The following is a 20,742-nucleotide window of genomic DNA, read 5'->3' as shown; positions in this document are numbered from 1 at the left end:
TCATTATGATAAATATTCTTATTGTGGATTATAGTCGATGAGCGCCTTGATAAGTTCACGATCATAGAGCATTGAGACAAGCCGTTTATCACCGTTTATAATAGGCAGCTGGTCAACCCGGCCACGTTTCATCTTCAGTGCACATTCGCTGACACCTGCATTTGTCGGGACAGCGAGCACCTTCTTCACCATGGCAAGTTTGACCGGCTTTTGAGGGAGCTGGATACGAGAAATGCCATATGATATCATATGCATATCCCGGATACTCTCCCATGTCCACTCATCATCATCGGTTCCATTGGAAAAGTCAGAGACCTCGACATCATCCTCGATACATGAGCACCGGATAAGGTCGCGCTCTGTGATAATGCCATCAAGCCGGTTCTCCGTATCCAGGATTGCAATGGCATCTACGTGGGCGATCTCCATAATGCGCCCAACAATTGTCAGAGGAGTCTCATTCCAGAGCGCAAATGTCCTGGAGACATATTTATCCTTTATCTCGTCCTTAATCTTCAGCTGGGCAACTGCGCCCACAAGATCAGCGACACTGATCAGGCCGACGAGGTTTTCGCCGTCAAGAACAGGCAGCCGCCTGACATTATGCTCGATAATTACTTCTGCTGCTTCACGGAGTGTTGCATCAGGAGAGATGGTTACCGGATCATGTGTCATCAGAAGTGCGATCTGTGACTCATCAGGTTTTCTCAGGAGGTCTTTTCTTGTGATAATACCGATGAGTTTTCCTTCCTTCATCACCGGTACACCACTGATTCCGGTTCGCTTCAGGATCTTCAGGATCTCATCCCTGTTTGCCGGAGTGTCAGCAGTGACTACATTTTTCATCATATAGTCACGGACAAGCATTGTGTCTATACCCTCACCACCATTGTAGAAATTTTGCTGTACTTCACTACATGACCAGAAACGCTTCCGATTAACAACCGGTCAATATCGGATTTTCCCCGTGATCCAACTATGATCAGATCAGCGGGGATGGATTCTGCAAGATTTAGGATCTCGTTGCCGGCATGCCCCTGCTGGAGATGCGCATGGAATGCCACACCAGCAGCCTCTGCCTTCTTTGCAGCATCATCAAGGAGCCTTTGCCCCTCCTGTTCAAGCAGGCTGTAGATTACCTCCCAGGTGTTATCCATTGGAACTGATGAGATGAGGCCTGTCTCGATGACGTACGTTGCATGCAGATCCGCTTTCCATCCACGGGCCATCTCTACTGCCCTGTCAAGTGCATTCATGCCGATATCGGAGCCGTCTATTGCGACCAGAAGCGTGTGAAACATAGGTGCCACCAAAAGTAGTTCCTATGAATATGGTCTTGATCAATTAAAAAAGAATCCCATTAACCTGGTTACATCCCACCCTCGACACCAGGGTTTGCGCGGCATCCTGCGTATACTTCAGATTTGTGCGGGAAGCATCGATCCTCATAAATGTCGCTTTTCTTCCTTCTTCTATCCAGTATGGCGTTTTTGTAAGCCCTGATCCAGCTATTGCCATCCTGAGAATAGTGCGCGCGGGAAGATCTGTCATTGTCCTGAGAAATGACATCTCGCGCCAGGGATCCGGCTGGACAAACATTGCGTTGTCTGTTCCAAGGAAAACCCTGCATCCAAGGGCAACCATCTCCTCAACCGGCGGTTCTTCATGCGAACGGCTTACTCCCAAAATCCAGTTCGATCGCGGGCAGACACAGATAGGAATATCCGCATCAGCACAATACCGGAGATCCCGTTTTCCTGCATGGGTGCAGTGGATGAGCAGATCCGGATCATAGGCGAGCGCCCCTTCAATATCATCAGCATCCCGCTCGCCGGCATGGATGGCAACGAGGCCGCCAGTTTTTCGCACCTCCGCCACCTGTCTCTCGAGATCAGCAACATCCCGAACACTGCTGATCCCAAACCCGTCGGCATGCAGTTCTCCCCCGTCCCGTCCAAAGATCAGGGGACGGCAGGATGATCCTGCTGCAGCTTCCTGAAGCGCATCAACACCCGTCCTGCCCCCTTCGCGGAAGTCGGCAAACCCGGCGGTTCCGCACTCCTCCATAACCCCGATTGTTGCCCGCATCGCTGAAACCAGGCTGTCATGGCTGGTTCTCCGAAGTATCTGGTGTTTAATCCCATCTGGTGGGGCAACAATTGCAGCCAGATCTCCGGTTACAGGGGTATCCATTGCGACGGTATCACCGATATGGGTGTGCGCATTGAAAAATCCGGGCAGTATCCATTGATCCGGTACCTTATCCTGCTCTTCAATAGAGCAGATTATTCCATCTTTTACCCATATTGCTACGGGAGAAGGTTCAAGCTCCTCTCCGAGAAAACCAATCCCGACAACACTGGTCTCCTGGCTCATATCTAACCATTGTCCGCTTGTTTATATAATAGCACGGAGAAACAAGTGAGTATGGCAAAGAAGAAAGGTGGAAGAATGATATCCTCTGCTGGCCTTGTCACCTACTATGACAGCGAGGACAGGCGCCAGGTAACAATTGATAAGACAACGGTCATGGCAGTCACAGTCGGGATTGCAGTCTTTATATTCGTCCTGAATCTCCTCTACTGATCCTTTTTTTGGTTCTTCTCCATAGTTCTGAAGGACATTCCTATCCAAAGGTCATAATAATACATGAATAGTCTCAATTCACTATTGTCTGACCAATGTAGATAATAAAAAGTCATAATATATTTTGACATTCATACAATTTACTTAATTTATTGTCTTTAAGCTTATTGGTGGTAGAAAAGTCAGAGACAGGCATGGAGTTACGCTCGGATAGGGGCTCTGGTACTCGCGTGTCAGAAGCCCCCAACCGCCCCTTTCCCCGTCCGCAAGATGCTATCGCAAGTGAGGTTGTACTGGCTGGACGCATATGCAGCGCGGGAGGGGCGGGGATGCTCCCTTTGGGCTTTCAGAGGAGATATGCCCCGATTCCTTTGGAATCGCCTTTCAGGTTGCTCTGATGAGCAAGGGCTTATCACCTCTGCCAGCCTGCCTCTTTCGCTGACCCCGCCCCCCGATACCCGCGCCGCATCTGCTTCAAACACCCACATAAAATAGCGAGGAGGCGTTTTTTCCGTGGAATCTCCGCAGGGCATTTCTGATAATATCCTCATCATCATTGAAGTACAGCATATCATGCCCGGACCACGTCTCGACATTCCGAAAGATAACCGCAGGAACTCCTCTGTTGCTCTCACCCATAACAAGGTTGGCAAAGCCCGCAATCTCGTCGATCACAGCCTCCTCGGTGATCAGGAGCTCGTGGCCGAAGAGATCGTGATCACCACGGAAGTCCCGGATTGCAGGCATCCCGCTCCACCCGATCGCATGGCCGGTCTGGCCTCTCCGAAATGCCCTGCCGCAGGTGTCAGTCAGGATCACGCGGATATCAAAACCAGTATGGGCAACAAGCGCGGCACGGAGAGAACCTGCAGCAGCCATTGGATCCTGTGGAAGAAGAATGACGATTCCATCCTCGACATTACTCTGGTCGGCTCCTGCACGTACCCCGATATGTCCGGATTCAAGTTGCGACAGGATAAAGGGTGCATCAATGATGATCTCTTGTGAAGCATCCAGCACAGCCTGGATAAACCGGGGGTCCTCATGCGTCAGTCCGCTGATCCGTTCTGCTTCAGGCGTGGGTGTTATTGAGGAGAGATGCCTGATATTGCCTGTTGCCTTGGAATAGACCGAGCTTGCGAGGCAGAGGATATCGCCATCCTGAAAGGTGGCATGGTCAGTGATGAGGCGCACCAGATCGTCGCCCGGCTGGATGATGGGGAGGCCTTCCACCCCGATAACTTCAATTGACATCTGTTCTCTTCTGTTACTCTTCTCATCCAGATTAATCTATCATCTGGCTGTTTCCGATACCTTTATCTGGAAATCCGTATACCATCCGGTACGCATGTACCTCGTTATCCGGTGTCCCGGGTGCCGATCCTTTACCTATATGGATCATCTGCAACGCTGGAAACTCTGCCCTGTCTGTGGCGAGATCATCAGCTCGCAACAGGCACCGGTCTATATCGAAGTGAAACAGTACTCAGAAGCAGACCAGATCGTTGCACAGCTGGAAGAATTTCTGAGAAAAACCAAACGCACTGATCTCACTGACGAGGAAATTGCTCGTCTCCGTGCCACCTATGCACGATGGGTGCAGGCCCATGTGCCGCAGTAAGGTTATCTCCTTCATGTCGTGGGAGGGGTAGCTGCCTGAAGGAGAAAAAGTTCACTTCAGGTAGGTGTAGCGGACACAGTAGAGACTGCCGTTCCCCCGGTTTGCCACATCTCCTCTGAAATGATGGAAGAGCAGTCCCTCATGGGTACATGTTCCATGGTTTTCAAAGGTCGGTATCATCTCTTCTGCCATGCCATAGACATAACAGGTTCCATCTGACATATTCGCACAGACACGGCTGCAGTCACCGAGGATGGTGACTGTACCGCCTTTCATCTCTGCACAGGGGTAATCGCCGGTATTCCCATGGATGATCACCTTACCACCTGCAATATGCTCACAGGCAAAGTCTCCGGCAGAGCCGAGCACTTCAACAGATCCGCCACGCATTCCCCTGCGCCCGCCACGGTAGCCGCTTGCACAATAGTCACCTGCATCCCCGTGGCAGCGTATCAATCCGCCCTGCATCTCACGCCCAAGCCAGCCATCAGCAGACCCCAGTATCTCAATTTTCCCGCCGGACATAAAATTCCCGCAATGCATGCCGATATCGCCTTCAATCGTGATTGTGCCGCCGGTCATGTACTCGCCCACCCGCTTGACATTTCCGGTGTCACCGCGGATCAGGATGTCCACATCATCAACTGATCCAGCCTCTCCCTCAATAACGAGATCGGCGACCTCATCCAGGCGAAAATCGGGTTTTCCCTCGCTCACAATGATCTCTTTTTCCTCGAAGAAGGCATCCGGGGTGATCATCTCGGCTTCAATTGGAATAGTGGGAATCGTCTGTTTTCTGAATGTGATCGTTACCCTCATAGGTCCGTCTCCGTCTCAATACAGTGGTTCCGGTGGAGGTACTCTTCCTGGACAGGATAGTTGCTCATCCTGACGCTATAGTATTTCGAGAAGAGAGAGCGGAACTCCTCATCCTGGTTCAGATCATATGCAGGCGGCACCTTCGGCTTCACCCAGAAGGTGGTGTTCTCACCATGAACCAGTGCATCTCCCCGCCGTGAGACTACCCTGCCGCGTTTTATGGTATATTCAGTCTGTGAGAAGCCATTGATCACCGTCTCATACTCGGCTGCCGGATCCACAGAATCAACATCCAAAGGATAGATGGCAATATCGGCTTCAGCACCAATACTCATATGCCCTTTCCCAAGATCAGTGATTCCAAGTGCCCGTGCCTGCCCTGCACGGGTCATCACCGCGATCTCATGCCAGTCAAGTTCGCGTTCAATCGCAGGCAGAGGCACACGGCTGCCGGTATCCGGGTGGACGGTGGCAAACTCTGCATCACGATACCGCTTGCTCATCAGAAGTGCAATTATCTCAGGATATTTTACAAACGGAGCTCCATTTGGATTGTCTGTGGTGAGCAGGCACTGCCAGGGGCTCTTTACGAGCAGTGCCAGTTCAAGCCCGACAGCCCACATGATGCTGTTCACCAGGTTCTTCTTCCGGTAATTCACAGGAATGATGCCTGATCCCGTCTCAAGCTCGACATCATGGTTGCTCCACTTGTCATGATGGAGCCGGTAGAGATTGAACTCCATTGGACCGTCTGCCGTCATGGTTGTGGTCCGACCAAACATCACCTGGCCCATATCAATGACGATCTGGGGGCGTAGATTAACCATATTGGCAATGGGCTCACTTTTGGAACAGAAATCCCCCCAGCCGGATCCACCATAGGAGTGGAACTGGACATGCGTTGCATAGAGTGTCTGCCTCTTCTCATTGAGATTGGGAACATTCCGAAATGTCCCAAGCGTACAGGTGAAGTTGCCTGGTGTTCCGAGATTATTGCAGTGGAGATGGACAGAATGGGGGAGGTTTAAAAACTCGTTTGCCTGGATCGCGCCAGTGATGATCTCATGTGGCGTGAGATCAAAAGTCGGCATCGTTTCATTGATACAGGAGACATTCTTTCCAAAACCCCAGGCTTCTGTCCCGCCTGGATTGGTCAGCTTGATAGCAAACCCCTTGACAGCGATCAGGAACCACGCGATGATTGCAGCAGCCCGCTTCAGATCTCCATCCTCAAACGCCTTCAGCATCCCCCAGTTCCCATCAAAGAGCACGTTCGCAAAGGAGTCCTGGAGCGGGGTGAATTTGAACTCCTCGTGGGTATGCCGTGCCTCAAGGGGCGCCATTGCGCCCTCGACGAGGGAGGTGTAGCCAAGCGCACTGTACCGGTAGCTGTTCCCGTATGTCGTTGGAACACTGTACCCGGAGGTGACATGCATCGGTCCTTTTCGCTGGGTTCTTCCGGCACGCATATCCTCAGGGCTCATGTACCGGCCGAAGTTTACCTTTGTACCCGAGGTGTGGGTATGGGAATCGATGCCGCCTGGGAGTGTGAGCATACCCCTGCAGTCTATCACCTCTGCATCCCGGGATGCCTCTTCGACGATCTTTGTCCCCGATATTGCAATATCCATCACCTCGCCGTTGATCCCGGATATCGGATCGATCACATATGCGTTCTTCAGCAGCATCTCAGCCATTGCCATTCAACTCCCTGACTTTTGCATAGATCCGCTCAAGGATCTCCTGATCTGTTGGGTATTCCGTCTCGAGCACCTTCTTCATCCGTATCGGGACGCCATCCATCCGGTATGCAGTTCCTGCAACCTCAATACCGGTGATGGCAACCGGGATCTGCACCCTGCAGAGGGCAGTTGTTGCATTGACACAGGGGTCAATCTGGATTGATGGAATTGATGCGATATGTTCATTACATGAGTAGGGGAAATGGGCGCCAGGATCGCTTGCGATGATCAGGCTGGCATCGGGTTCTTTCCGTTCAAGGAGGTCGATGACGGTCGTCTCACCAGGATTATAGAAGGCGATCCCCCGTGAAAAATCAACGGCAAACGGGTATCCGGCCATCCAGGTGAGCACCTCGTTGAAACCATAGACATTGTAATGCCCACGCATCGCGCTGATTGTACATTTCGTCTTCCTCGAAATTTCTGAGACGAGTTCGATTGCATTTCTGACATTCTTGTACTTTCCGCGTGTCATCGAGACGCCAAGGCCAAAGAAGACCCCGATGTACTTTGCCTCCATGCAGAGAGCGACAAGCCGCTCGAGCTGCTCTTTTTTGACGCCAGCCACACTCCCGGGCACCACATCACCACGGCCTCTCACCATTGCACGGAGTGCTGAGAGTACATGGTAGTCACCACCGGGTGTTACCTGGATAAATTCATCAGCAATTTTTGCAGCTTCAGACCTCCTGATATCGACGACCACCACCTTCCGGTCACTGACGGTATTTTCGAAGAAATACCCGTCAGCATAGGTGGTATAGCGGCTCAGGTGCCTTGGATGCGCTTCAATCGGGTTGCACCCCCAGTAGATGACGAGATCTGCCCTGTTTTTCACCTGGCCAAGCGTTGTACCCGGATGGCCAACCTCCTGAATTGCCAGGATTGAGGGGTTGTGACAGACCGAGGTGGTGCTGTCGATGAGCGCTCCAAGCTCCTCTGCGAGATGAACACCAACAACCTGGGCTTCTCCATAGGTTCCGCTCCACCCATAGAGGAGAGGGCGGATGGATTCGGCCAGGATTTTGGCTGTCTCATCAATCGCCTCCTCATAGCTCACCTCGACCCAGCCGCCATCCCGCCTGATAATCGGGTGTTTCAGCCGGGTTTTTGAGAGAAACTTTGCATTGCCGATTGCACAGCAGTTCTCAACACCAACAATTCTGTTCTTTTCAACCACAAGGCTGACATCATCGCAGAGACAGCCGCAGAACGGACAGGGGACATCATGTATGATCATAGCGTACTCCTCCTGCCTTCTCCATGATATCCCAGACTGAAATCACCGGATCATCGGTTGGTTCGATTGAGACAGGAATCTCCTTGTAATCAGGCATCCCGGTTGAGTGGGTGTATCCGCCTGTGATCGCATTTGCATAGGGGCCAAGTGCCATAAATACCGTTTTTTCAGGGACGTCTTCTGAAGCTTCTGTCGTCACAACGATCTCTCCCGCATCCCCGGTAACCCTCACCCGATCTCCTGATTCGATTCCAAGGCAGAAGAGATCCATTGGGTGGATGAAGAGGAGGGATGTCGCTCTCTGGTAGCCTTTTGATATTTTGTGTTCTATGAATGATCCTTGTGCGACAGTCCTGCCGGTTGTGAGAATAAATGTCATCTTCTCTCCCCCTGGTGTAGAGAGACGACACGTGCCACCCGGATTGCGGCATTCGGACAGTACTCCTCGCAGGTCTTGCAACCAGTACACTTCTCTTCGCAAAACAGCTTGTTCTGGCCGGTATGCACCCTCATGATGACCTCATCAGATCGTGATGTTCCACTTGATCGGAGTTCGGGATCGATCTCACGGTTCACCGGACAGGCTACTGCACAGTTCCCGCATCCAACGCAGAGCACCTGGTCAATAGAGATATGATAGGTTCCTTCCAGTGTCAGCTCCTCTGCTCTCTTGTACTCAAGCACCCGTCCGCTTGCAAGAACATCCTCAGGGCAAGCCTCCACACAGAGCCCGCACCTGATACAGTGGCCTTTTTTGATCTCCGGCTGCCAGATGCCTTCCCGCCTGACGACAACTATGGCTTCCGGGGCAGGGCAGATCATCATGCAGGCAAGGCAGTTGGTGCACTCTTTCTCCGTTATCACGGGAAAATCTCTGAAATGCGGAGGTGTAACCAGAGGAGCGGTTTTTGCAGCAAGGAAGGTACGGATCCACGCCGGCCGGAGCCATTCCCTGATATAGTAGATGAACGAGATCACAAATATTACCTCTCAGTACAGGCGATGCAGGGGTCTGAGCTGATGAATATTGATGTGATATCCGCAGCAGAGAGAGCATCTTTCAGCATCGCATGGGCACATACCTGGATATTTGGCATCGACGGCGTCTGGATCGCGATCTCGAGAATCCTCCCGTATTCGTCGGTCTCGATGTCATAGAGGAGTTCGCCTCGTGGAGCCTCGCCCCGGTGCTGGATTGAGCCTGCCTGTATGGTGCCTCCGCCCCGGACCGGCCCCTCTTTCATTATCGAAAGAGCTTTCCTGATCAGGCCGATGCTCTGGTGCACCTCCTCGAACCTGACCATGATCCGTGCATAGTTGTCACCTTCAGAACGGACAACAGGAGCAAAACCAAGCGCCTGGTAGGTAGGATGAAACGATCGCTGATCAACGTCGATCCCGCTTGCCCGGGCTGTTGGGCCGACCGCATTTGATTCGGCTGCAGCTTCCCTGGTCAGGATACCCACCTCTTTTGAACGAAGCGCAATCATGGGCCCTGTCTCAAAAATATTCACAAAACGCGTCATTTCAGATTCAATATGATCGAGCGCTTCTTTCAGGGATTTGCCTGCTTCAGGGGTGAGATCGTTTCTGACCCCGCCTGGGATCATATAGGCGCAGGTGACCCGGGCACCGGTGATCAGTTCGAGCTGATCCATCACCGTCTCTCGCAGGTTCAGCAGGTACATTGCCAGTGTCTCATGCTCGATGGTATAGCAATATGAAAAGTTTGCCAGCAGATGGCTCTGTATCCTGTCAAGTTCGTTCACGATCACCCTGAGGTATGCAGCCCGCTCTGGTGGTGTAATATCGCTGATGGCCTCGACAGCCTCGATGAAGACGAAGTTATGGATGACCGTGCAGATTCCGCAGACCCGTTCAGCGAGAAACATTACCTCCTGCCAGGGTCTCCCTCTCATGATCCGCTCGATCCCTTTCTTTACATACCCAAGCTCCACCTCGGCACTCAGGACATACTCACCCCGTGTCTCACACTTGATCCTGCAGGGCTCTTTGAAGACCGGGTGAACCGGCCCGACTGGAAGTGATATGTCAACGGTCTTTTTCATCGTCTCTTCTCCTCATAATCTTTAAAGATCTGCGGTGCAAGCGAGAGAATGGTGCTGACGATCTCGGTGGGACGCGGCGGGCACCCCGGGATCTCAGCAGCAACTGGTATATGTTTTGCAACAGGGGGATCCACAAGCGTTCCCGGCCTGTTAAAGACACATCCGGAGATCGGGCAGTTCCCAATGGCAATGGCGGCCTTGGGCTCGGGGATCTTCTCCCAGACATGCCTGATCTTATCCTCCCACTGCGGGCTGAATGCACCGGTTATCAGGAGAATATCTGCTTCACGGGGATTGTTATGAACATATATTCCGTACTGCTCAATATCATAGCGGGGAGAGAGAGAGGCGAGGATCTCAATATCACAGCCATTGCAGGATCCGACATTCATGTAGGTGACATGGATCGATTTTGACCTGACCAGATTCTTCAGCCTCTGGAGGACACTCATCTGGAGATCAACTCCAGTATCTCTTCTCTTGCTTCTTTGAGTGCAACATCCCGTTGAACTCCATTTTTTATCTTTCTCTGTGTCTTGTCCACTAACAGATCACCCTCTTCCCTGGGCAGCAGCATGAGAGCACGTGTGAGAAGCGGGATTCCAAGAACAGTTGAGATCTCATCTCCGCTGGAACGAACCGCATCACACCGTGCAGGGATATTCTCAAGAAACGCCATATCCAGTTTCTCTATCAGTATCTTTCTGACCATCTGACGTTTTATACCAAGTATTGTGGCAACTTCCCTGGCTACGGCATCATGGCGCCTGCTCTCAAGTATAAGGAGCTTCATGCTCCTGAGATCTCGCTCATACAGGTACTGGCTCATAGTACTCCTCCTGCAAAAAGAAGGCCATATACTGCAAATGTACAACAGATGATCCAGAGAAGGATCATCTCGGCTTTTTTGAGTTTCTCTTCATCACGCAGAAAGAGCGTTGCAATAACCGCAAGCAGCAGCACGCTCCCGATGATCCCAGCAGAGAGCAGGGCGGGTTCAACCGTACCTTCGATGAGGAATAAGCCGATGTAGAATACAGCTCCGGCAATAAGAGAGAATTTTATCAGGCTCATGCAAATACCCCCAGGTAGATGATGTAGAGTGCAATCAGGGCTGTTGTGAGTACCTGGATAGTCACCGAGTCATAGGGTGAGAGCATCGGTGTTGCTGCACAGACAAACGAGATTGAGATCATCAGCAGCAGTACAAGCAGCAGCGTGACAGGCAGGCTGACTGTTCCGATAAAGAGGATGATAAAGGTATAGAGAAGGACAAAGGTCTTCAATCCAAGCGCGAGGTTCATCAGGCCCCGCCATGCTCCGAAGTGCTCGGTCCAGTATCCGGAAACAAGTTCTTTTGCCTCGACAATCGAGAATGGGGCATAATGGACTTTTGAGAGGATGATTATGTAGAATGCGAATGCTGCGGGGAATGCAACAATGATCAGTGGGCCGTGTATGGCCTGGAATTCGGCGATATCCCCGAGCATAAGGGATCCGGTGATCAGGTAGATGAGAGCGACACTTGCTAAGAGTGGCAGCTCTGATGCGGCTGAGATGACTGACCTGATCGCCCCGAACTTGGTATATGGGGAGCCTGACGCAAGACCAATGCCGTGCTCAACAATCTTGTGGATGACATAGAATCCAAAGAGGAGGAGCAGGCTCTGGCGGGTGACGATCACCATCAGCGCTGCTGTCCAGAGTGCGATGAGAATAGCAACAACGCCGACATATACCACCTGGCTCGATGTCTTCGGAATCCAGGTCTCCTTAAAGAGAAATTTGAAGGTGTGGAGGATATCCTGCCAGATGGGAGGTCCTGGGCGACACTGCACCCGGGCTATCACCTTCCGGTGAATTCCGTGGAGGAGGAGGCCAAAGAAGATTGCAGCAATGATGATCTCGATCATAATGAATCAGTACCCCATAAACGGAATGTCACCGTCAGTTAGTTCGCTTGCGAGGAGAAGTCCAATCGGGATGAGAAAGACCGGGAATACCAGGATGGAGAGGACTGCCCCGACAGCTGTTGTCAGCATCCCAAGATAGACACCTGCTGAGATGCCGATGAGCAGCAATCCGGAGAGGAGCGCTGTTGCCTGAAGAATGATTCGTTTCATGGCTCTAGATCACCATTACTATCTCAATCACCCGGAGGAAGATCATAAGCGAGCTGAAATGGATCATCAGGACAAACGGGGCCCCCTGTGCCCTGATAATCTCGGCTTTTCCTATGTACAGCGGTGCGATACCTTCACCCATCACTCCGAGAATGAGGAGAATTTTTGCAAGGAGCGGAACTGCACCCAGTCCGGCGAGTGTCCATATTGAGAGTGTTCCGGTTGTTGCCAGGATAATGGCTGCCGATCCGAAGAGCGGAACTGATGCAACCAATGCAACAAGGCCGTACTGGAATGCAGCGTTGAGGACATGGCGGTTGCGTGAAGCTGCCACAATACCAAGATTGCAGATCCCGACCATGACTGCAAAGAGGGTGAAGTTGAAGACATCTCCTGTTACCACCGCCCCAAATGTTGCAAATCCACAGGCAACTGCCATGAACCTCGTAAACCGCGTATCAGCAGGCTCGATATCTTTTGCAACATACGCATCGCCGCCAAAGACAATATCCACCTGCTTCTCAGGCAGGCTGATAGCAGCAATAGTGATGAAGACAAGAACAAAACCCGCAAGTGCTGCTGTGTAGGTGCTGAAGTAGGGGACAATATCGCCGAAGGGAAGGACAAAGAGTTCTGGTCCCTCGATAGAAAGATCAAACATTGTTGTCACCCCGCATGGTACCGATGAGTGAGAGTTTGGCTGTTACTTTCAGAAGGATAGCCCCCCCGGCGAGCATCATGGCAAGGAACCACTGGGACGGGATGATGATCATGATAAAGAAAGCCAGCATCCAGCCAACCCATGCATACCCGCTTGCGGTCTCGATAAGCTCAAATCTCTCTTTATGGCCTTTGCAGATGAGATAGAAGATGATCCCGACACCTGCAACTGCACCACCTGGGAAGCCCGAGAGGATGATACCATAGATGACAAGGATTGCCGCAAGAATGGCAGGGGCACTTTTGAGCACCTCAATATCAAGGACACTATTCTCCTTGTTGTGCCTGATGCCTTCTTTCATGATATAGACCTCTGAGAGAGCCATCAGTTTGGAGATGGCAACAACAAGCCCGGGCAGGATCAGTGCTTCTGCAAGATCGGTGCCGACAAGGGCGATCAGGAAGAGCGCCATGATGGCAGCGAGATCTGTCAGGATAAGGCGGTGGAGGTCATCGCTCTCCTTGATGAAGGAGAAGAATGCGATGATGATGCAGAGGGCAGCTGCATAGAGTCCAATATGGAACGTCTCTATCATGCATCATCCCTCCTTCTGAAGAGATATGCAGCAATTGCAAACCCTATAAAGAGGACTGCAGTCTCAGCCACGGTGTCCAGCCCCCGGGTGGCATAGAGGATCTCATCAATCACCCCGCCCGGGTGTGATACAATGGTTGTCCCCATATGCAGGGTGTTTGATGCTATCAGAACAGCCAATGGGGAGAGATAGGCAGTCGTGTATCCAAGATACGGGGTGTTTTCCGGATACTCTGCTGCAAGCACAGGTGGGGCGGATCCCTCCCCGCCGCGGTCATAGGGGTCAAGCGGGCTCTCCCGGTCTATGGTCTTTGGGTAGAGCCTGTCTCCCTGGTAGTCAAATGAGGGGATGCTGATAATTCCGCCTGCCATAACAAGGATAACAAGTACCGCATACACCTTTGAGAGATTATCAAAATTTGAAAGGATCCGGGAGATACGGTGGATAATCATCCGCTCCCCTCCTTCTTGCCGATCACCCGGACAAAGACGAAGGTTGTGATAACCGTGACTGCGATGAAGGTCAGAAGGGCTATTGTCTCATCAAAGGAGAGCATGATGATGAGCAGACCAAATGCCGGTATCTCCAGGTTGATGAGTCGTGTTATGTAGGTTTTCGGGCTGGGCCAGGCCGTTGCCACGGTTCCGAGGATGATTAGGCCGATTCCAATGATGAACTCAACATTCATCTGGCAGACCTCCCAAGGAGGAGCAGAATAAAGATTGTGCTCACCGGAATAATCAGAGAGACCACAATTGCAACATCAAGGTATCCACGCATGACAATAAAGGGGATTATCCCTGCTGTCAAAATTGAGATCCCAATCAGCTTATCAAACGGGCTCTTCCAGAGTGTTGCAGCAACTGCTCCGGAAAAGATCAGCACAGCCAGTGCAATCTGGATGAGAGCATCGATCACTGCTGTTCCCTCCGTGCATAGGCACTTGCGATTGCGTTTGCCTCAAGGGTTGAACCGATAAAATAGGCTGCCGCAACCCCGAGAGTGAGAGGATGGGGGAGGAGAAGAACGATGAAACCTGCGATGCCAAAATTCATGACATTCACATACGGCAGGCGGAGAAGGGTATCTCTCTCTATGATGGCACGTATAGCACCAGACAGGGCAATTGTCAGGCAGATTACTGCTGCAATCAGGCTCTCCACCTCCAGAGCCTTCCGATTAAACGGCTTGCATGGATATGGGATATGCCCTGAATGGTAAGGACTGCAAGAACTGATCCAACGATAAAATCTGATGCCAGGAACCCTGCCTGCATGAAGCCGGCGATAACAAAGGTAGCAACGACTGCCCCGCTTGTGCCTGCATATCCCCGGTCATGGCAGATACGGTTTCCGATATAGACAAGTGCTGCTGCTGCAAGGCCGCCTGGGATTCCGGCAACAAAGACGCCACAGGCTGCAAGCAGTATGCCTGCGGATGCATCAGGAGATGAGACGATATTGCCAATCATCCGTCCGCCATACAGGTTGCCGCCACGGCCTTCGATTGCTGATCCTATTGCCTCTGCACCGCTGACTCCTCCTTTTTGAGGGAGGCGAAAGAATACATCAATTACGAGAAACAGAATCCAGGCTGTTGCAGTAGCAAGCACAATTCTACTGACTTCCTCAAACATTGCGCATCAGAATTGTCTCTCTATATCATCGCGCAGCTAGTAAAACCTTATGATTCAGACATCAAACAGCTCTGAATATGACTACCTTATTATCTATTGACGGCAACAGAATGGTATATGTCCATTGGTGGCTACCCTGACAGGTATGTCGTCATCGCGATAGGCGCAATCATGATCGCAGCAGCCCTTGCATTCTGGCCGCTGCTGGCTGTGATCCTCCTTGCTGCATCCCTTGCAGTTGTGCTTCTTCCGATTCAACGGCAGTTCATAAGGGTAATCAATCCTGCGGTATCTGCGTTTCTCATTGCTGTACTGGTTGTACTGGTTGCAATTTCTGCACTAGGCTTTGCTATTGCGGTCTTCTATTCTCATGCGGACTATATCAGCTATATCATCAATACAATTCTCACCTGGGTGGGAACAATCAGCGATGTCGGAACTGCCCCGGTTGCCCAGAGCGAGATTAATGACTGGATCATGCTGCAGCTTGATGGTTTTTCGGCATGGTCACTTGGGCTGATTTATCAGGCTCCGATGATTGCAGTCCAGATTTTAATCTTTTTGATGGCCCTGATGGCATTTCTCTACAGGGGAGATGAGATATATGCTGAGATCGTCGAGGCACTTCCCGGACGGCTCCAGGCCGGTGTCAGGGAGATGTCACAGACTGCGGTTGGAACACTCTATGCAATCTATGTCGTCCATTTTGTAACGGCACTAATCACCTTCCTCCTGGCAATTCCGTTCTTTTATTTCCTCGGGTATGATTATGTCCTCTTCTATGCAACACTTGCCGGACTCTTCCAGCTTGTGCCGATCCTCGGGCCGTCGCTTCTGATGCTCTTTTTAGGGATTTATGCCGTCTCAATTGGAGATCTCAGGAGTGCGGCGCTTATTGCTTTTGTCGGGTATCCTATCGTCTGTGCTGTTCCTGATCTCGTCTTCCGCCCGCTCATCATGGGTATGCGGGCGAAGCTCAATCCGCTTCTTATGTGGATAGGGTTCTTTGGCGGTCTTGCCATCATGGGGATCATCGGTTTTGTCCTCGGCCCGCTCTTTATTGCTTTAATCGTCTCAGGGTATGTGGTTCTTATACGAGAGCTGAAAGAGGCAAAAAGACGCGAAGATGTGGACAATATGGAAAATGTGGAGAATATGGAGAATTCGGAAAATATAGAGACCTGATCTTTTTTGACCTTCTCCAGAATTCTGATCGCTCGTGTTTTCCTGAATTCTTCGGAGCGTTGGAAAAGATCCCAGGCAGAGAGCCTGGGTAGAGAGCCCGATGCAGCAGCCGGATCAATGTGAGTGAGTGAGTGAATGAGCGAAGCAGGTGCGGCGCGGGTATAGGGGGGCGGGGTCAGGCGAAGAGGAACTGGCTGACAGAGCTGATACACCCTTGCTCGAGAGAGCAACCTGAAAGGCGATTCCAAAGGAATCGGGGTGGTATCTGCTTCTGGCACGCCAAACGAAGCTATCCCGCCCCTCCCGCCCCTCCCGCCCCTCCCGCCCCTCCCGCGCCAGCAACTGCGGCAACCCGGCACGAACCTCACTTGCGATAGCATCTTGCGGACGGGGCAGGGGCGGTGGGGGGTTAATCAGATATGCAAATACGAGTAGCCCTTTTTCCAACGTAACACGGATACTGGCATCTATACAGGCACATATACGGCTACACCATATAGGCGTCGTATACTGGCACAAAACTATGAGGGCGGGCGCACAAGGGCTTTGTTTTTATCTCTTGAGATCAGATATACATGGTGCTGATTCCTGGTGCAGGTTACATACCTAATACAGGTGTCATGCTGAGCGAGGGTTGCCAAGCCAGGCCAAAGGCGCTGGGCTTAGGACCCAGTCCCGTAGGGGTTCGCCGGTTCGAATCCGGTCCCTCGCATAAGACAAAAAAACAGGTACACTCTTATCCACGCTGGTTCTCCTCCTGATTGCCCCCTATAACCGTTGTATCTCAGGGCGCATGCTGATGTATTCCTGCAGTACTGCTCGCTCCCGCTCCAAAGCCTGCCTCTGGAGTTCAACCCTCGCCTCCAGTCTCTCAACAACTGGACGTTTTTGTGCAATTTGCTTCTCCAGACTGAGAGCACGGGTATACTCCTGGTGGGAGAGCTGCCGTCCGATATAGGTGTTGTATTCCTCTACAAGCCTGTTATAATAGTCAGCTTCTCTTTGGTATTCTTCGATTATGTCATTTGATTCTGCCTGCAGCTGCCTGATGCGTTCAACCTGAAGATTATGCCTGTCCATCAGGTCAAGATAATCCTTGAACTGGCGCGGATTGTCGAAGAAGAAACCCCTGTAATAATTCGGGTTCTTCTCACGTGAGACAGTGAAGCCACCTGTAGTTTCAAGTGCGAGCCAGTCGCCGGGTGCTATCTCTGCAACAACCCATGCATGGTTAAAGGCTGTTGGGACAGCATGTGCATCATCAATATTCCCAACCCCGATTTTTGCAGGTATACCTGCAGTTTCAACCATATTCCAGACACCAATGGACATATCGGTGCATACAAACCAGTCAATCTCCCTGTATGTATGGGTTCTGTAATATTCTCTGACAATATCTGTGACTATCCATGTGTTTTTTTCTGCATCCTGAATGACTGTTCCATTATAGTCCGGGTCAATCTCAATTGCCCGTGTATAGGAGGCAACCGCCTCATCGTACCTGCCCATGCTTCTGAGTACATCTCCACGACTGTTCCAGATATCCGGATTATCAGGATCTATCGAGACTGCTGTATTCAGGGATGAGAGTGCGTCAGCCAGATAACCCGCTTCTTTCTGTATCCTGCCCCGGAGATACCATATCTCATGTGCGGACGGATCAACTGCCAGAGCCTTGTTAAATGATGCAATCGCACTATCCAGCTTTTCTGCCTTCGCAAGCCAGATGCCGCGATGTTTCCAGGCTCTTGCATCTGCTGGATCAATTGCCAGAGCCGCATCAAATGAGGCTGTCGCATCTTCATAACGCCCGAGTTCCCCAAGTGCATCACCCCGGTTAATCCAGGCTGCGGTATAATCCGGATCGATGGCACGTGCAGTATCATATGAGAGGATCGCATCCTCAAAGAGTTCAAGCCGAAAGAGAGCCAGACCACGTTTATTCCACGCATCACGGTACAGCGGATCTGCTGCTGCAGCCCTGTTTAATGACCTGAGTGCCTCTTCATTTCGGTTGATATCAAGGAGGAGATCACCATGGGCATACCAGGTATCTGCATTATCCGGGTCAATGGCAAGTGCCCTCTCATAGGAGTACAACGCATCATCAATACGTCCGAGTTCTCGCTCGGCATCACCTTTGTTCTTCCATGCGGGAGCAAAACCCGGATCAAGTAGGATTGCCTGATTATAGGCTTCAACTGCTTCGTGGTACTGTCCCGTTTCTGCAAATCCGACCCCACGTGCATTCCATTCCGAGACAGTATCGACACATCCGGCAGACAGACAGGTCAAAAGAAGAACAATGATCCACATGGAGCAGATCAGAAGAGAGCGGAAGATGTGATCCATACCAGTCACGTTTCTAATAAATGATATGATCTGCTGATCTCATAAGTGTTGAGCTGGTTGCATCACAAATAGAAACAACTGGAACAAAGACATGCTCCATCTGTCGAAATCAGGCTCACCTGGTATTTCCATACATCCTGTCGAGTCCGCACGTAATCTCCGTTTCATCAATCCTGACAAATGCAGAGTTCTGTGTGAGTATGGAGACGCCGCAGACAGGGCAGGCATAATCATCGGGAAGATCCTCAAATGGCGTTCCGGGTTCGATTCCCTTCTGTGGCTGGCCTCTCATAGGATCATAGATATACCCACAGACAATACACCGGAAAGACGAGTGAGCCTCCATACAGGGTACATGATGTCACCGGTCTTAAAAATTATCCCGGCTCTCTATTGAATGCTCGAAGAAAATCGTTTATAATTGATTTTAGTCCGATAATCCGGTGATCTCGCGCCCGGTGACCCCGTCTATGAAGATCGTCTTTTCACCGTTGTCAGTTGCGATTGTGGCTTCATAGACAGGATAATAGATTGTCTGGAACTTCGTAATCTCAGCGGTTGGTTCAAGTCCCTTCAACACCTTCCGAAGCGCCACCTCAGTGACAACCGGGGTTCGCGATCCTCCGCCAAGCGGTTTAAGTGTATGGTGCAGCATCTGATCGAGCGAGGAGAGTTTTGGTATGGGCTGCTCAAGCAGTGGCAGGTAGACGGTTGCCCCGGCCTCATTTTTCATTTCAGTTATCTGACGCTTTTTCTGGAGTATCCTGATTGCCTTTTTCACTTCTGCCTGGGAGAGTGAGGTCTCTGCTTCAAGCTCAGGAAGCGTGAGGGGGCTTTGCGTCAGCACAGCGAGTGTCCTGACCTGCTGCTCCTCAAGGCCAAGAAGCTCAGAAAATCCGGGCCTGATCAGGAGACCATCAGAGAGATCGACTTTCCCCCCATGAAACCCTTCGATGATAAAGGATGCCTTGCGTGTCGTCTTTTTGAGTATCCCGCCATGATACTTTACCCAGACACAGAAGAGCGGCCATGAAACCCGTTCAAGAGCAGTGACCCGGTCAAGGTACCTGCGCATCCAGAAGCTCCGGCGGCAGAAACGCTGTGCAATCCGGATCGCTTCCTCACGCCGTATAGAAGGCGGTATTGCGTTATCTGCCTCATTTACTTTTGGAAGAGGGCTCCCCGGCAGTATTATCGTTGAGTCTTCCTCTTCTTCAGCTTCTTCCGTCTCTGCCTCCACCGGTGCAGTGACTGCAACACCTGGTTCCTCTGCCTTCTGTACAGGATCTGGATTTGTGACTACCGGGACTCCTGCAATAATCTGGGGCGTAACACCCCGGTGTTTCGTCTCGCGCTCCCCAAACTTCATCAGGATCTTCTCCCTGACAAGCCCGCCCATGACGAAAAACTCACCGGGTTCAAGGGTAATCAGCTCCTCAACCTCTTTTCGTGCATTAAAGAAGTGAGCCACCGCTTTGAGATCATTATCGATTGTCAGTTTTCCGATGATTTGGTTATTGCACTGGCTGAGGACGTTCTTCTGGACAAGAGACGGCCGCTGCGTGGCAACGAGGAGCCCCAGTCCACGCTTCCTGCCACGTCTTGATATCTCTTCGATCATCTTGATCGACTCCCGTGACTGCGGAATGAACTTGTCTGCCTCTTCCACGATCAGGAGGTATGGCTTTCGCATCTCTGATTCAATCTCATAGAGGATATTGACAAGCGCAGTTGCTTTTACCCGCATATCCACTTCAGAAACATCGAAGATGATCTGCCGGGATGAGGAGATTGCATCTCTCATCACCGAATAGAGATCAACAGTTTCAATATCAAAATCACAGTCCTCATCTGATCCAATCCATATGATAGGGAAACGATCTTTGAGAGAAAAATACTCACCTTCGGTATCGATGAGACAAAAGCCAATATATGATCTGCAGAGATGTTCGCAGAGGACAGCAATACCCCAGCTCTTCCCAGCTCCGGATTGTGCGATGACACAGGTTCTCCCGGTGACAATCTCCTGCGCACTGATCCCAAGATCACGATCGCCAACTCTTCCTACACCAAGATCCATACTCTCTACAGAGAATGGACGGAAAAGTGAATT

The 20,742-nt window shown here is 51.3% G+C and carries 28 protein-coding genes and 1 tRNA gene; 4 read left to right on the top strand and 25 right to left on the bottom strand.

Annotated features, from left to right (window positions below):
• Positions 1-18: 18 nt before the first annotated feature.
• From ABCO64_RS05415 to ABCO64_RS05405, 3 genes are read right to left on the bottom strand one after another with little or no spacing between them, the layout of a single operon-like run.
• Positions 19-867, bottom strand: coding sequence for a CBS domain-containing protein (locus ABCO64_RS05415; RefSeq protein WP_253459480.1), 849 nt, complete (start codon positions 865-867; stop codon positions 19-21).
• 5 nt (positions 868-872) lie between these two features.
• A complete protein-coding gene (locus tag ABCO64_RS05410; RefSeq protein ID WP_253459477.1) occupies positions 873-1,301 on the bottom strand; it encodes a universal stress protein in 429 nt (142 codons plus the stop codon).
• Between the two features lie 43 nt (positions 1,302-1,344).
• Positions 1,345-2,376: an amidohydrolase family protein gene (locus tag ABCO64_RS05405; RefSeq protein WP_253459475.1), complete on the bottom strand. Its 1,032-nt coding sequence runs from the start codon at positions 2,374-2,376 to the stop codon at positions 1,345-1,347.
• A 51-nt stretch (positions 2,377-2,427) separates the two neighbouring features.
• Between ABCO64_RS05405 and ABCO64_RS05400 the strand changes: the two genes are divergently transcribed.
• The gene (locus ABCO64_RS05400; RefSeq protein ID WP_292617093.1) at positions 2,428-2,586 is read left to right on the top strand and encodes a preprotein translocase subunit Sec61beta; all 159 of its coding nucleotides are present in this window, start codon (positions 2,428-2,430) and stop codon (positions 2,584-2,586) included.
• Positions 2,587-3,060: 474 nt separating this feature from the next.
• Here the strand turns inward: ABCO64_RS05400 and ABCO64_RS05395 are convergent, their stop codons facing one another.
• Positions 3,061-3,840 (bottom strand): coenzyme F420-0:L-glutamate ligase, encoded by a 780-nt coding sequence (locus ABCO64_RS05395; protein WP_253459470.1) that lies wholly within the window; start codon positions 3,838-3,840, stop codon positions 3,061-3,063.
• 94 nt (positions 3,841-3,934) lie between these two features.
• On the opposite strand from ABCO64_RS05395, the gene ABCO64_RS05390 reads away from it, so the two are divergent.
• The gene (locus tag ABCO64_RS05390) at positions 3,935-4,207 is read left to right on the top strand and encodes a DUF1922 domain-containing protein (RefSeq protein WP_253459467.1); all 273 of its coding nucleotides are present in this window, start codon (positions 3,935-3,937) and stop codon (positions 4,205-4,207) included.
• Between the two features lie 51 nt (positions 4,208-4,258).
• Here ABCO64_RS05390 and ABCO64_RS05385 read toward each other — a convergent pair whose 3' ends face one another.
• The 18 genes from ABCO64_RS05385 to ehaB all read right to left on the bottom strand — a co-directional run bounded on the left by ABCO64_RS05385 (position 4,259) and on the right by ehaB (position 15,092).
• Positions 4,259-5,026, bottom strand: coding sequence for a formylmethanofuran dehydrogenase subunit C (locus ABCO64_RS05385; protein ID WP_253459464.1), 768 nt, complete (start codon positions 5,024-5,026; stop codon positions 4,259-4,261).
• Positions 5,023-6,723: a formylmethanofuran dehydrogenase subunit A gene (locus ABCO64_RS05380; protein ID WP_253459461.1), complete on the bottom strand. Its 1,701-nt coding sequence runs from the start codon at positions 6,721-6,723 to the stop codon at positions 5,023-5,025. The genes ABCO64_RS05385 and ABCO64_RS05380 overlap by 4 nt, the downstream gene beginning before the upstream one ends.
• A complete protein-coding gene (locus ABCO64_RS05375; protein ID WP_253459458.1) occupies positions 6,716-8,008 on the bottom strand; it encodes a formylmethanofuran dehydrogenase subunit B in 1,293 nt (430 codons plus the stop codon). The genes ABCO64_RS05380 and ABCO64_RS05375 overlap by 8 nt, the downstream gene beginning before the upstream one ends.
• Complete coding sequence (locus ABCO64_RS05370; RefSeq protein WP_253459456.1) at positions 7,995-8,387, bottom strand: molybdopterin dinucleotide binding domain-containing protein; 393 nt, start codon at positions 8,385-8,387, stop codon at positions 7,995-7,997. The genes ABCO64_RS05375 and ABCO64_RS05370 overlap by 14 nt, the downstream gene beginning before the upstream one ends.
• Positions 8,384-8,872, bottom strand: a complete 489-nt coding sequence (locus ABCO64_RS05365) for a 4Fe-4S binding protein (protein ID WP_253459454.1) — start codon at positions 8,870-8,872, stop codon at positions 8,384-8,386. Before ABCO64_RS05365 ends, ABCO64_RS05370 begins: the two co-directional genes overlap by 4 nt.
• Before the next feature lie 119 nt (positions 8,873-8,991).
• A complete protein-coding gene (locus ABCO64_RS05360) occupies positions 8,992-10,077 on the bottom strand; it encodes a hydrogenase large subunit (protein WP_253459452.1) in 1,086 nt (361 codons plus the stop codon).
• On the bottom strand, positions 10,074-10,529 hold the full coding sequence (locus tag ABCO64_RS05355; protein ID WP_253459450.1) for an NADH-quinone oxidoreductase subunit B family protein: 456 nt from the start codon (positions 10,527-10,529) through the stop codon (positions 10,074-10,076). Before ABCO64_RS05355 ends, ABCO64_RS05360 begins: the two co-directional genes overlap by 4 nt.
• On the bottom strand, positions 10,526-10,906 hold the full coding sequence (locus tag ABCO64_RS05350) for an EhaM family protein (RefSeq protein ID WP_253459448.1): 381 nt from the start codon (positions 10,904-10,906) through the stop codon (positions 10,526-10,528). The genes ABCO64_RS05355 and ABCO64_RS05350 overlap by 4 nt, the downstream gene beginning before the upstream one ends.
• A complete protein-coding gene (locus ABCO64_RS05345) occupies positions 10,903-11,151 on the bottom strand; it encodes a hypothetical protein (protein WP_253459446.1) in 249 nt (82 codons plus the stop codon). The genes ABCO64_RS05350 and ABCO64_RS05345 overlap by 4 nt, the downstream gene beginning before the upstream one ends.
• A complete protein-coding gene (locus tag ABCO64_RS05340) occupies positions 11,148-11,990 on the bottom strand; it encodes a respiratory chain complex I subunit 1 family protein (RefSeq protein WP_292617102.1) in 843 nt (280 codons plus the stop codon). The genes ABCO64_RS05345 and ABCO64_RS05340 overlap by 4 nt, the downstream gene beginning before the upstream one ends.
• 6 nt (positions 11,991-11,996) lie before the next feature.
• Positions 11,997-12,200: a hypothetical protein gene (locus tag ABCO64_RS05335; RefSeq protein ID WP_253459442.1), complete on the bottom strand. Its 204-nt coding sequence runs from the start codon at positions 12,198-12,200 to the stop codon at positions 11,997-11,999.
• 4 nt (positions 12,201-12,204) lie between these two features.
• The gene (locus ABCO64_RS05330; RefSeq protein WP_253459440.1) at positions 12,205-12,861 is read right to left on the bottom strand and encodes a hypothetical protein; all 657 of its coding nucleotides are present in this window, start codon (positions 12,859-12,861) and stop codon (positions 12,205-12,207) included.
• Positions 12,854-13,456, bottom strand: coding sequence for an EhaG family protein (locus ABCO64_RS05325; protein WP_253459438.1), 603 nt, complete (start codon positions 13,454-13,456; stop codon positions 12,854-12,856). The genes ABCO64_RS05330 and ABCO64_RS05325 overlap by 8 nt, the downstream gene beginning before the upstream one ends.
• Positions 13,453-13,908, bottom strand: a complete 456-nt coding sequence (locus tag ABCO64_RS05320; protein WP_253459436.1) for an EhaF family protein — start codon at positions 13,906-13,908, stop codon at positions 13,453-13,455. The genes ABCO64_RS05325 and ABCO64_RS05320 overlap by 4 nt, the downstream gene beginning before the upstream one ends.
• Positions 13,905-14,144 (bottom strand): EhaE family protein, encoded by a 240-nt coding sequence (locus tag ABCO64_RS05315; protein WP_253459434.1) that lies wholly within the window; start codon positions 14,142-14,144, stop codon positions 13,905-13,907. Before ABCO64_RS05315 ends, ABCO64_RS05320 begins: the two co-directional genes overlap by 4 nt.
• Positions 14,141-14,374, bottom strand: a complete 234-nt coding sequence (locus tag ABCO64_RS05310; RefSeq protein ID WP_253459432.1) for an EhaD family protein — start codon at positions 14,372-14,374, stop codon at positions 14,141-14,143. Before ABCO64_RS05310 ends, ABCO64_RS05315 begins: the two co-directional genes overlap by 4 nt.
• Positions 14,371-14,619 (bottom strand): EhaC family protein, encoded by a 249-nt coding sequence (locus ABCO64_RS05305; protein WP_253459430.1) that lies wholly within the window; start codon positions 14,617-14,619, stop codon positions 14,371-14,373. The genes ABCO64_RS05310 and ABCO64_RS05305 overlap by 4 nt, the downstream gene beginning before the upstream one ends.
• Positions 14,607-15,092: a [NiFe]-hydrogenase-3-type subunit EhaB gene (gene ehaB, locus ABCO64_RS05300; RefSeq protein ID WP_253459428.1), complete on the bottom strand. Its 486-nt coding sequence runs from the start codon at positions 15,090-15,092 to the stop codon at positions 14,607-14,609. The genes ABCO64_RS05305 and ehaB overlap by 13 nt, the downstream gene beginning before the upstream one ends.
• A 117-nt stretch (positions 15,093-15,209) precedes the next feature.
• On the opposite strand from ehaB, the gene ABCO64_RS05295 reads away from it, so the two are divergent.
• Positions 15,210-16,277 carry an AI-2E family transporter gene (locus tag ABCO64_RS05295; RefSeq protein WP_253459425.1) on the top strand — a complete coding sequence of 356 codons (1,068 nt, stop codon included), beginning with the start codon at positions 15,210-15,212 and terminating at the stop codon, positions 16,275-16,277.
• Between the two features lie 627 nt (positions 16,278-16,904).
• A tRNA-Leu gene (locus ABCO64_RS05290) sits at positions 16,905-16,989 on the top strand.
• Between the two features lie 56 nt (positions 16,990-17,045).
• Here ABCO64_RS05290 and ABCO64_RS05285 read toward each other — a convergent pair.
• The 3 genes from ABCO64_RS05285 to ABCO64_RS05275 form a co-directional block, all read right to left on the bottom strand.
• Positions 17,046-18,629, bottom strand: a complete 1,584-nt coding sequence (locus tag ABCO64_RS05285; RefSeq protein ID WP_253459423.1) for a tetratricopeptide repeat protein — start codon at positions 18,627-18,629, stop codon at positions 17,046-17,048.
• A 115-nt stretch (positions 18,630-18,744) separates the two neighbouring features.
• Positions 18,745-18,975, bottom strand: a complete 231-nt coding sequence (locus ABCO64_RS05280; protein ID WP_371922869.1) for a rubredoxin — start codon at positions 18,973-18,975, stop codon at positions 18,745-18,747.
• Positions 18,976-19,056: 81 nt separating this feature from the next.
• Positions 19,057-20,709 carry an ATP-binding protein gene (locus tag ABCO64_RS05275; RefSeq protein WP_253459421.1) on the bottom strand — a complete coding sequence of 551 codons (1,653 nt, stop codon included), beginning with the start codon at positions 20,707-20,709 and terminating at the stop codon, positions 19,057-19,059.
• Positions 20,710-20,742 lie beyond the last annotated feature (33 nt).

The organism is Methanocalculus natronophilus (assembly GCF_038751955.1).
GTDB lineage: Archaea > Halobacteriota > Methanomicrobia > Methanomicrobiales > Methanocorpusculaceae > Methanocalculus > Methanocalculus natronophilus.
This window is presented reverse-complemented; position numbering and strand designations above follow the sequence as displayed.

Bases quoted from the DNA above. Each gene is read 5' to 3' on its own strand.
- ABCO64_RS05415 (WP_253459480.1), bottom strand. From the start codon at position 867: ATGCTTGTCCGTGACTATATGATGAAAAATGTAGTCACTGCTGACACT.
- ABCO64_RS05410 (WP_253459477.1), bottom strand. From the start codon at position 1,301: ATGTTTCACACGCTTCTGGTCGCAATAGACGGCTCCGATATCGGCATG.
- ABCO64_RS05405 (WP_253459475.1), bottom strand. From the start codon at position 2,376: ATGAGCCAGGAGACCAGTGTTGTCGGGATTGGTTTTCTCGGAGAGGAG.
- ABCO64_RS05400 (WP_292617093.1), top strand. From the start codon at position 2,428: ATGGCAAAGAAGAAAGGTGGAAGAATGATATCCTCTGCTGGCCTTGTC.
- ABCO64_RS05395 (WP_253459470.1), bottom strand. From the start codon at position 3,840: ATGTCAATTGAAGTTATCGGGGTGGAAGGCCTCCCCATCATCCAGCCG.
- ABCO64_RS05390 (WP_253459467.1), top strand. From the start codon at position 3,935: ATGTACCTCGTTATCCGGTGTCCCGGGTGCCGATCCTTTACCTATATG.
- ABCO64_RS05385 (WP_253459464.1), bottom strand. From the start codon at position 5,026: ATGAGGGTAACGATCACATTCAGAAAACAGACGATTCCCACTATTCCA.
- ABCO64_RS05380 (WP_253459461.1), bottom strand. From the start codon at position 6,723: ATGGCTGAGATGCTGCTGAAGAACGCATATGTGATCGATCCGATATCC.
- ABCO64_RS05375 (WP_253459458.1), bottom strand. From the start codon at position 8,008: ATGATCATACATGATGTCCCCTGTCCGTTCTGCGGCTGTCTCTGCGAT.
- ABCO64_RS05370 (WP_253459456.1), bottom strand. From the start codon at position 8,387: ATGACATTTATTCTCACAACCGGCAGGACTGTCGCACAAGGATCATTC.
- ABCO64_RS05360 (WP_253459452.1), bottom strand. From the start codon at position 10,077: ATGAAAAAGACCGTTGACATATCACTTCCAGTCGGGCCGGTTCACCCG.
- ABCO64_RS05355 (WP_253459450.1), bottom strand. From the start codon at position 10,529: ATGAGTGTCCTCCAGAGGCTGAAGAATCTGGTCAGGTCAAAATCGATC.
- ABCO64_RS05350 (WP_253459448.1), bottom strand. From the start codon at position 10,906: ATGAGCCAGTACCTGTATGAGCGAGATCTCAGGAGCATGAAGCTCCTT.
- ABCO64_RS05345 (WP_253459446.1), bottom strand. From the start codon at position 11,151: ATGAGCCTGATAAAATTCTCTCTTATTGCCGGAGCTGTATTCTACATC.
- ABCO64_RS05340 (WP_292617102.1), bottom strand. From the start codon at position 11,990: ATGATCGAGATCATCATTGCTGCAATCTTCTTTGGCCTCCTCCTCCAC.
- ABCO64_RS05335 (WP_253459442.1), bottom strand. From the start codon at position 12,200: ATGAAACGAATCATTCTTCAGGCAACAGCGCTCCTCTCCGGATTGCTG.
- ABCO64_RS05330 (WP_253459440.1), bottom strand. From the start codon at position 12,861: ATGTTTGATCTTTCTATCGAGGGACCAGAACTCTTTGTCCTTCCCTTC.
- ABCO64_RS05325 (WP_253459438.1), bottom strand. From the start codon at position 13,456: ATGATAGAGACGTTCCATATTGGACTCTATGCAGCTGCCCTCTGCATC.
- ABCO64_RS05320 (WP_253459436.1), bottom strand. From the start codon at position 13,908: ATGATTATCCACCGTATCTCCCGGATCCTTTCAAATTTTGATAATCTC.
- ABCO64_RS05315 (WP_253459434.1), bottom strand. From the start codon at position 14,144: ATGAATGTTGAGTTCATCATTGGAATCGGCCTAATCATCCTCGGAACC.
- ehaB (WP_253459428.1), bottom strand. From the start codon at position 15,092: ATGTTTGAGGAAGTCAGTAGAATTGTGCTTGCTACTGCAACAGCCTGG.
- ABCO64_RS05295 (WP_253459425.1), top strand. From the start codon at position 15,210: ATGTCCATTGGTGGCTACCCTGACAGGTATGTCGTCATCGCGATAGGC.
- ABCO64_RS05285 (WP_253459423.1), bottom strand. From the start codon at position 18,629: ATGGATCACATCTTCCGCTCTCTTCTGATCTGCTCCATGTGGATCATT.
- ABCO64_RS05280 (WP_371922869.1), bottom strand. From the start codon at position 18,975: ATGGAGGCTCACTCGTCTTTCCGGTGTATTGTCTGTGGGTATATCTAT.
- ABCO64_RS05275 (WP_253459421.1), bottom strand. From the start codon at position 20,709: ATGGATCTTGGTGTAGGAAGAGTTGGCGATCGTGATCTTGGGATCAGT.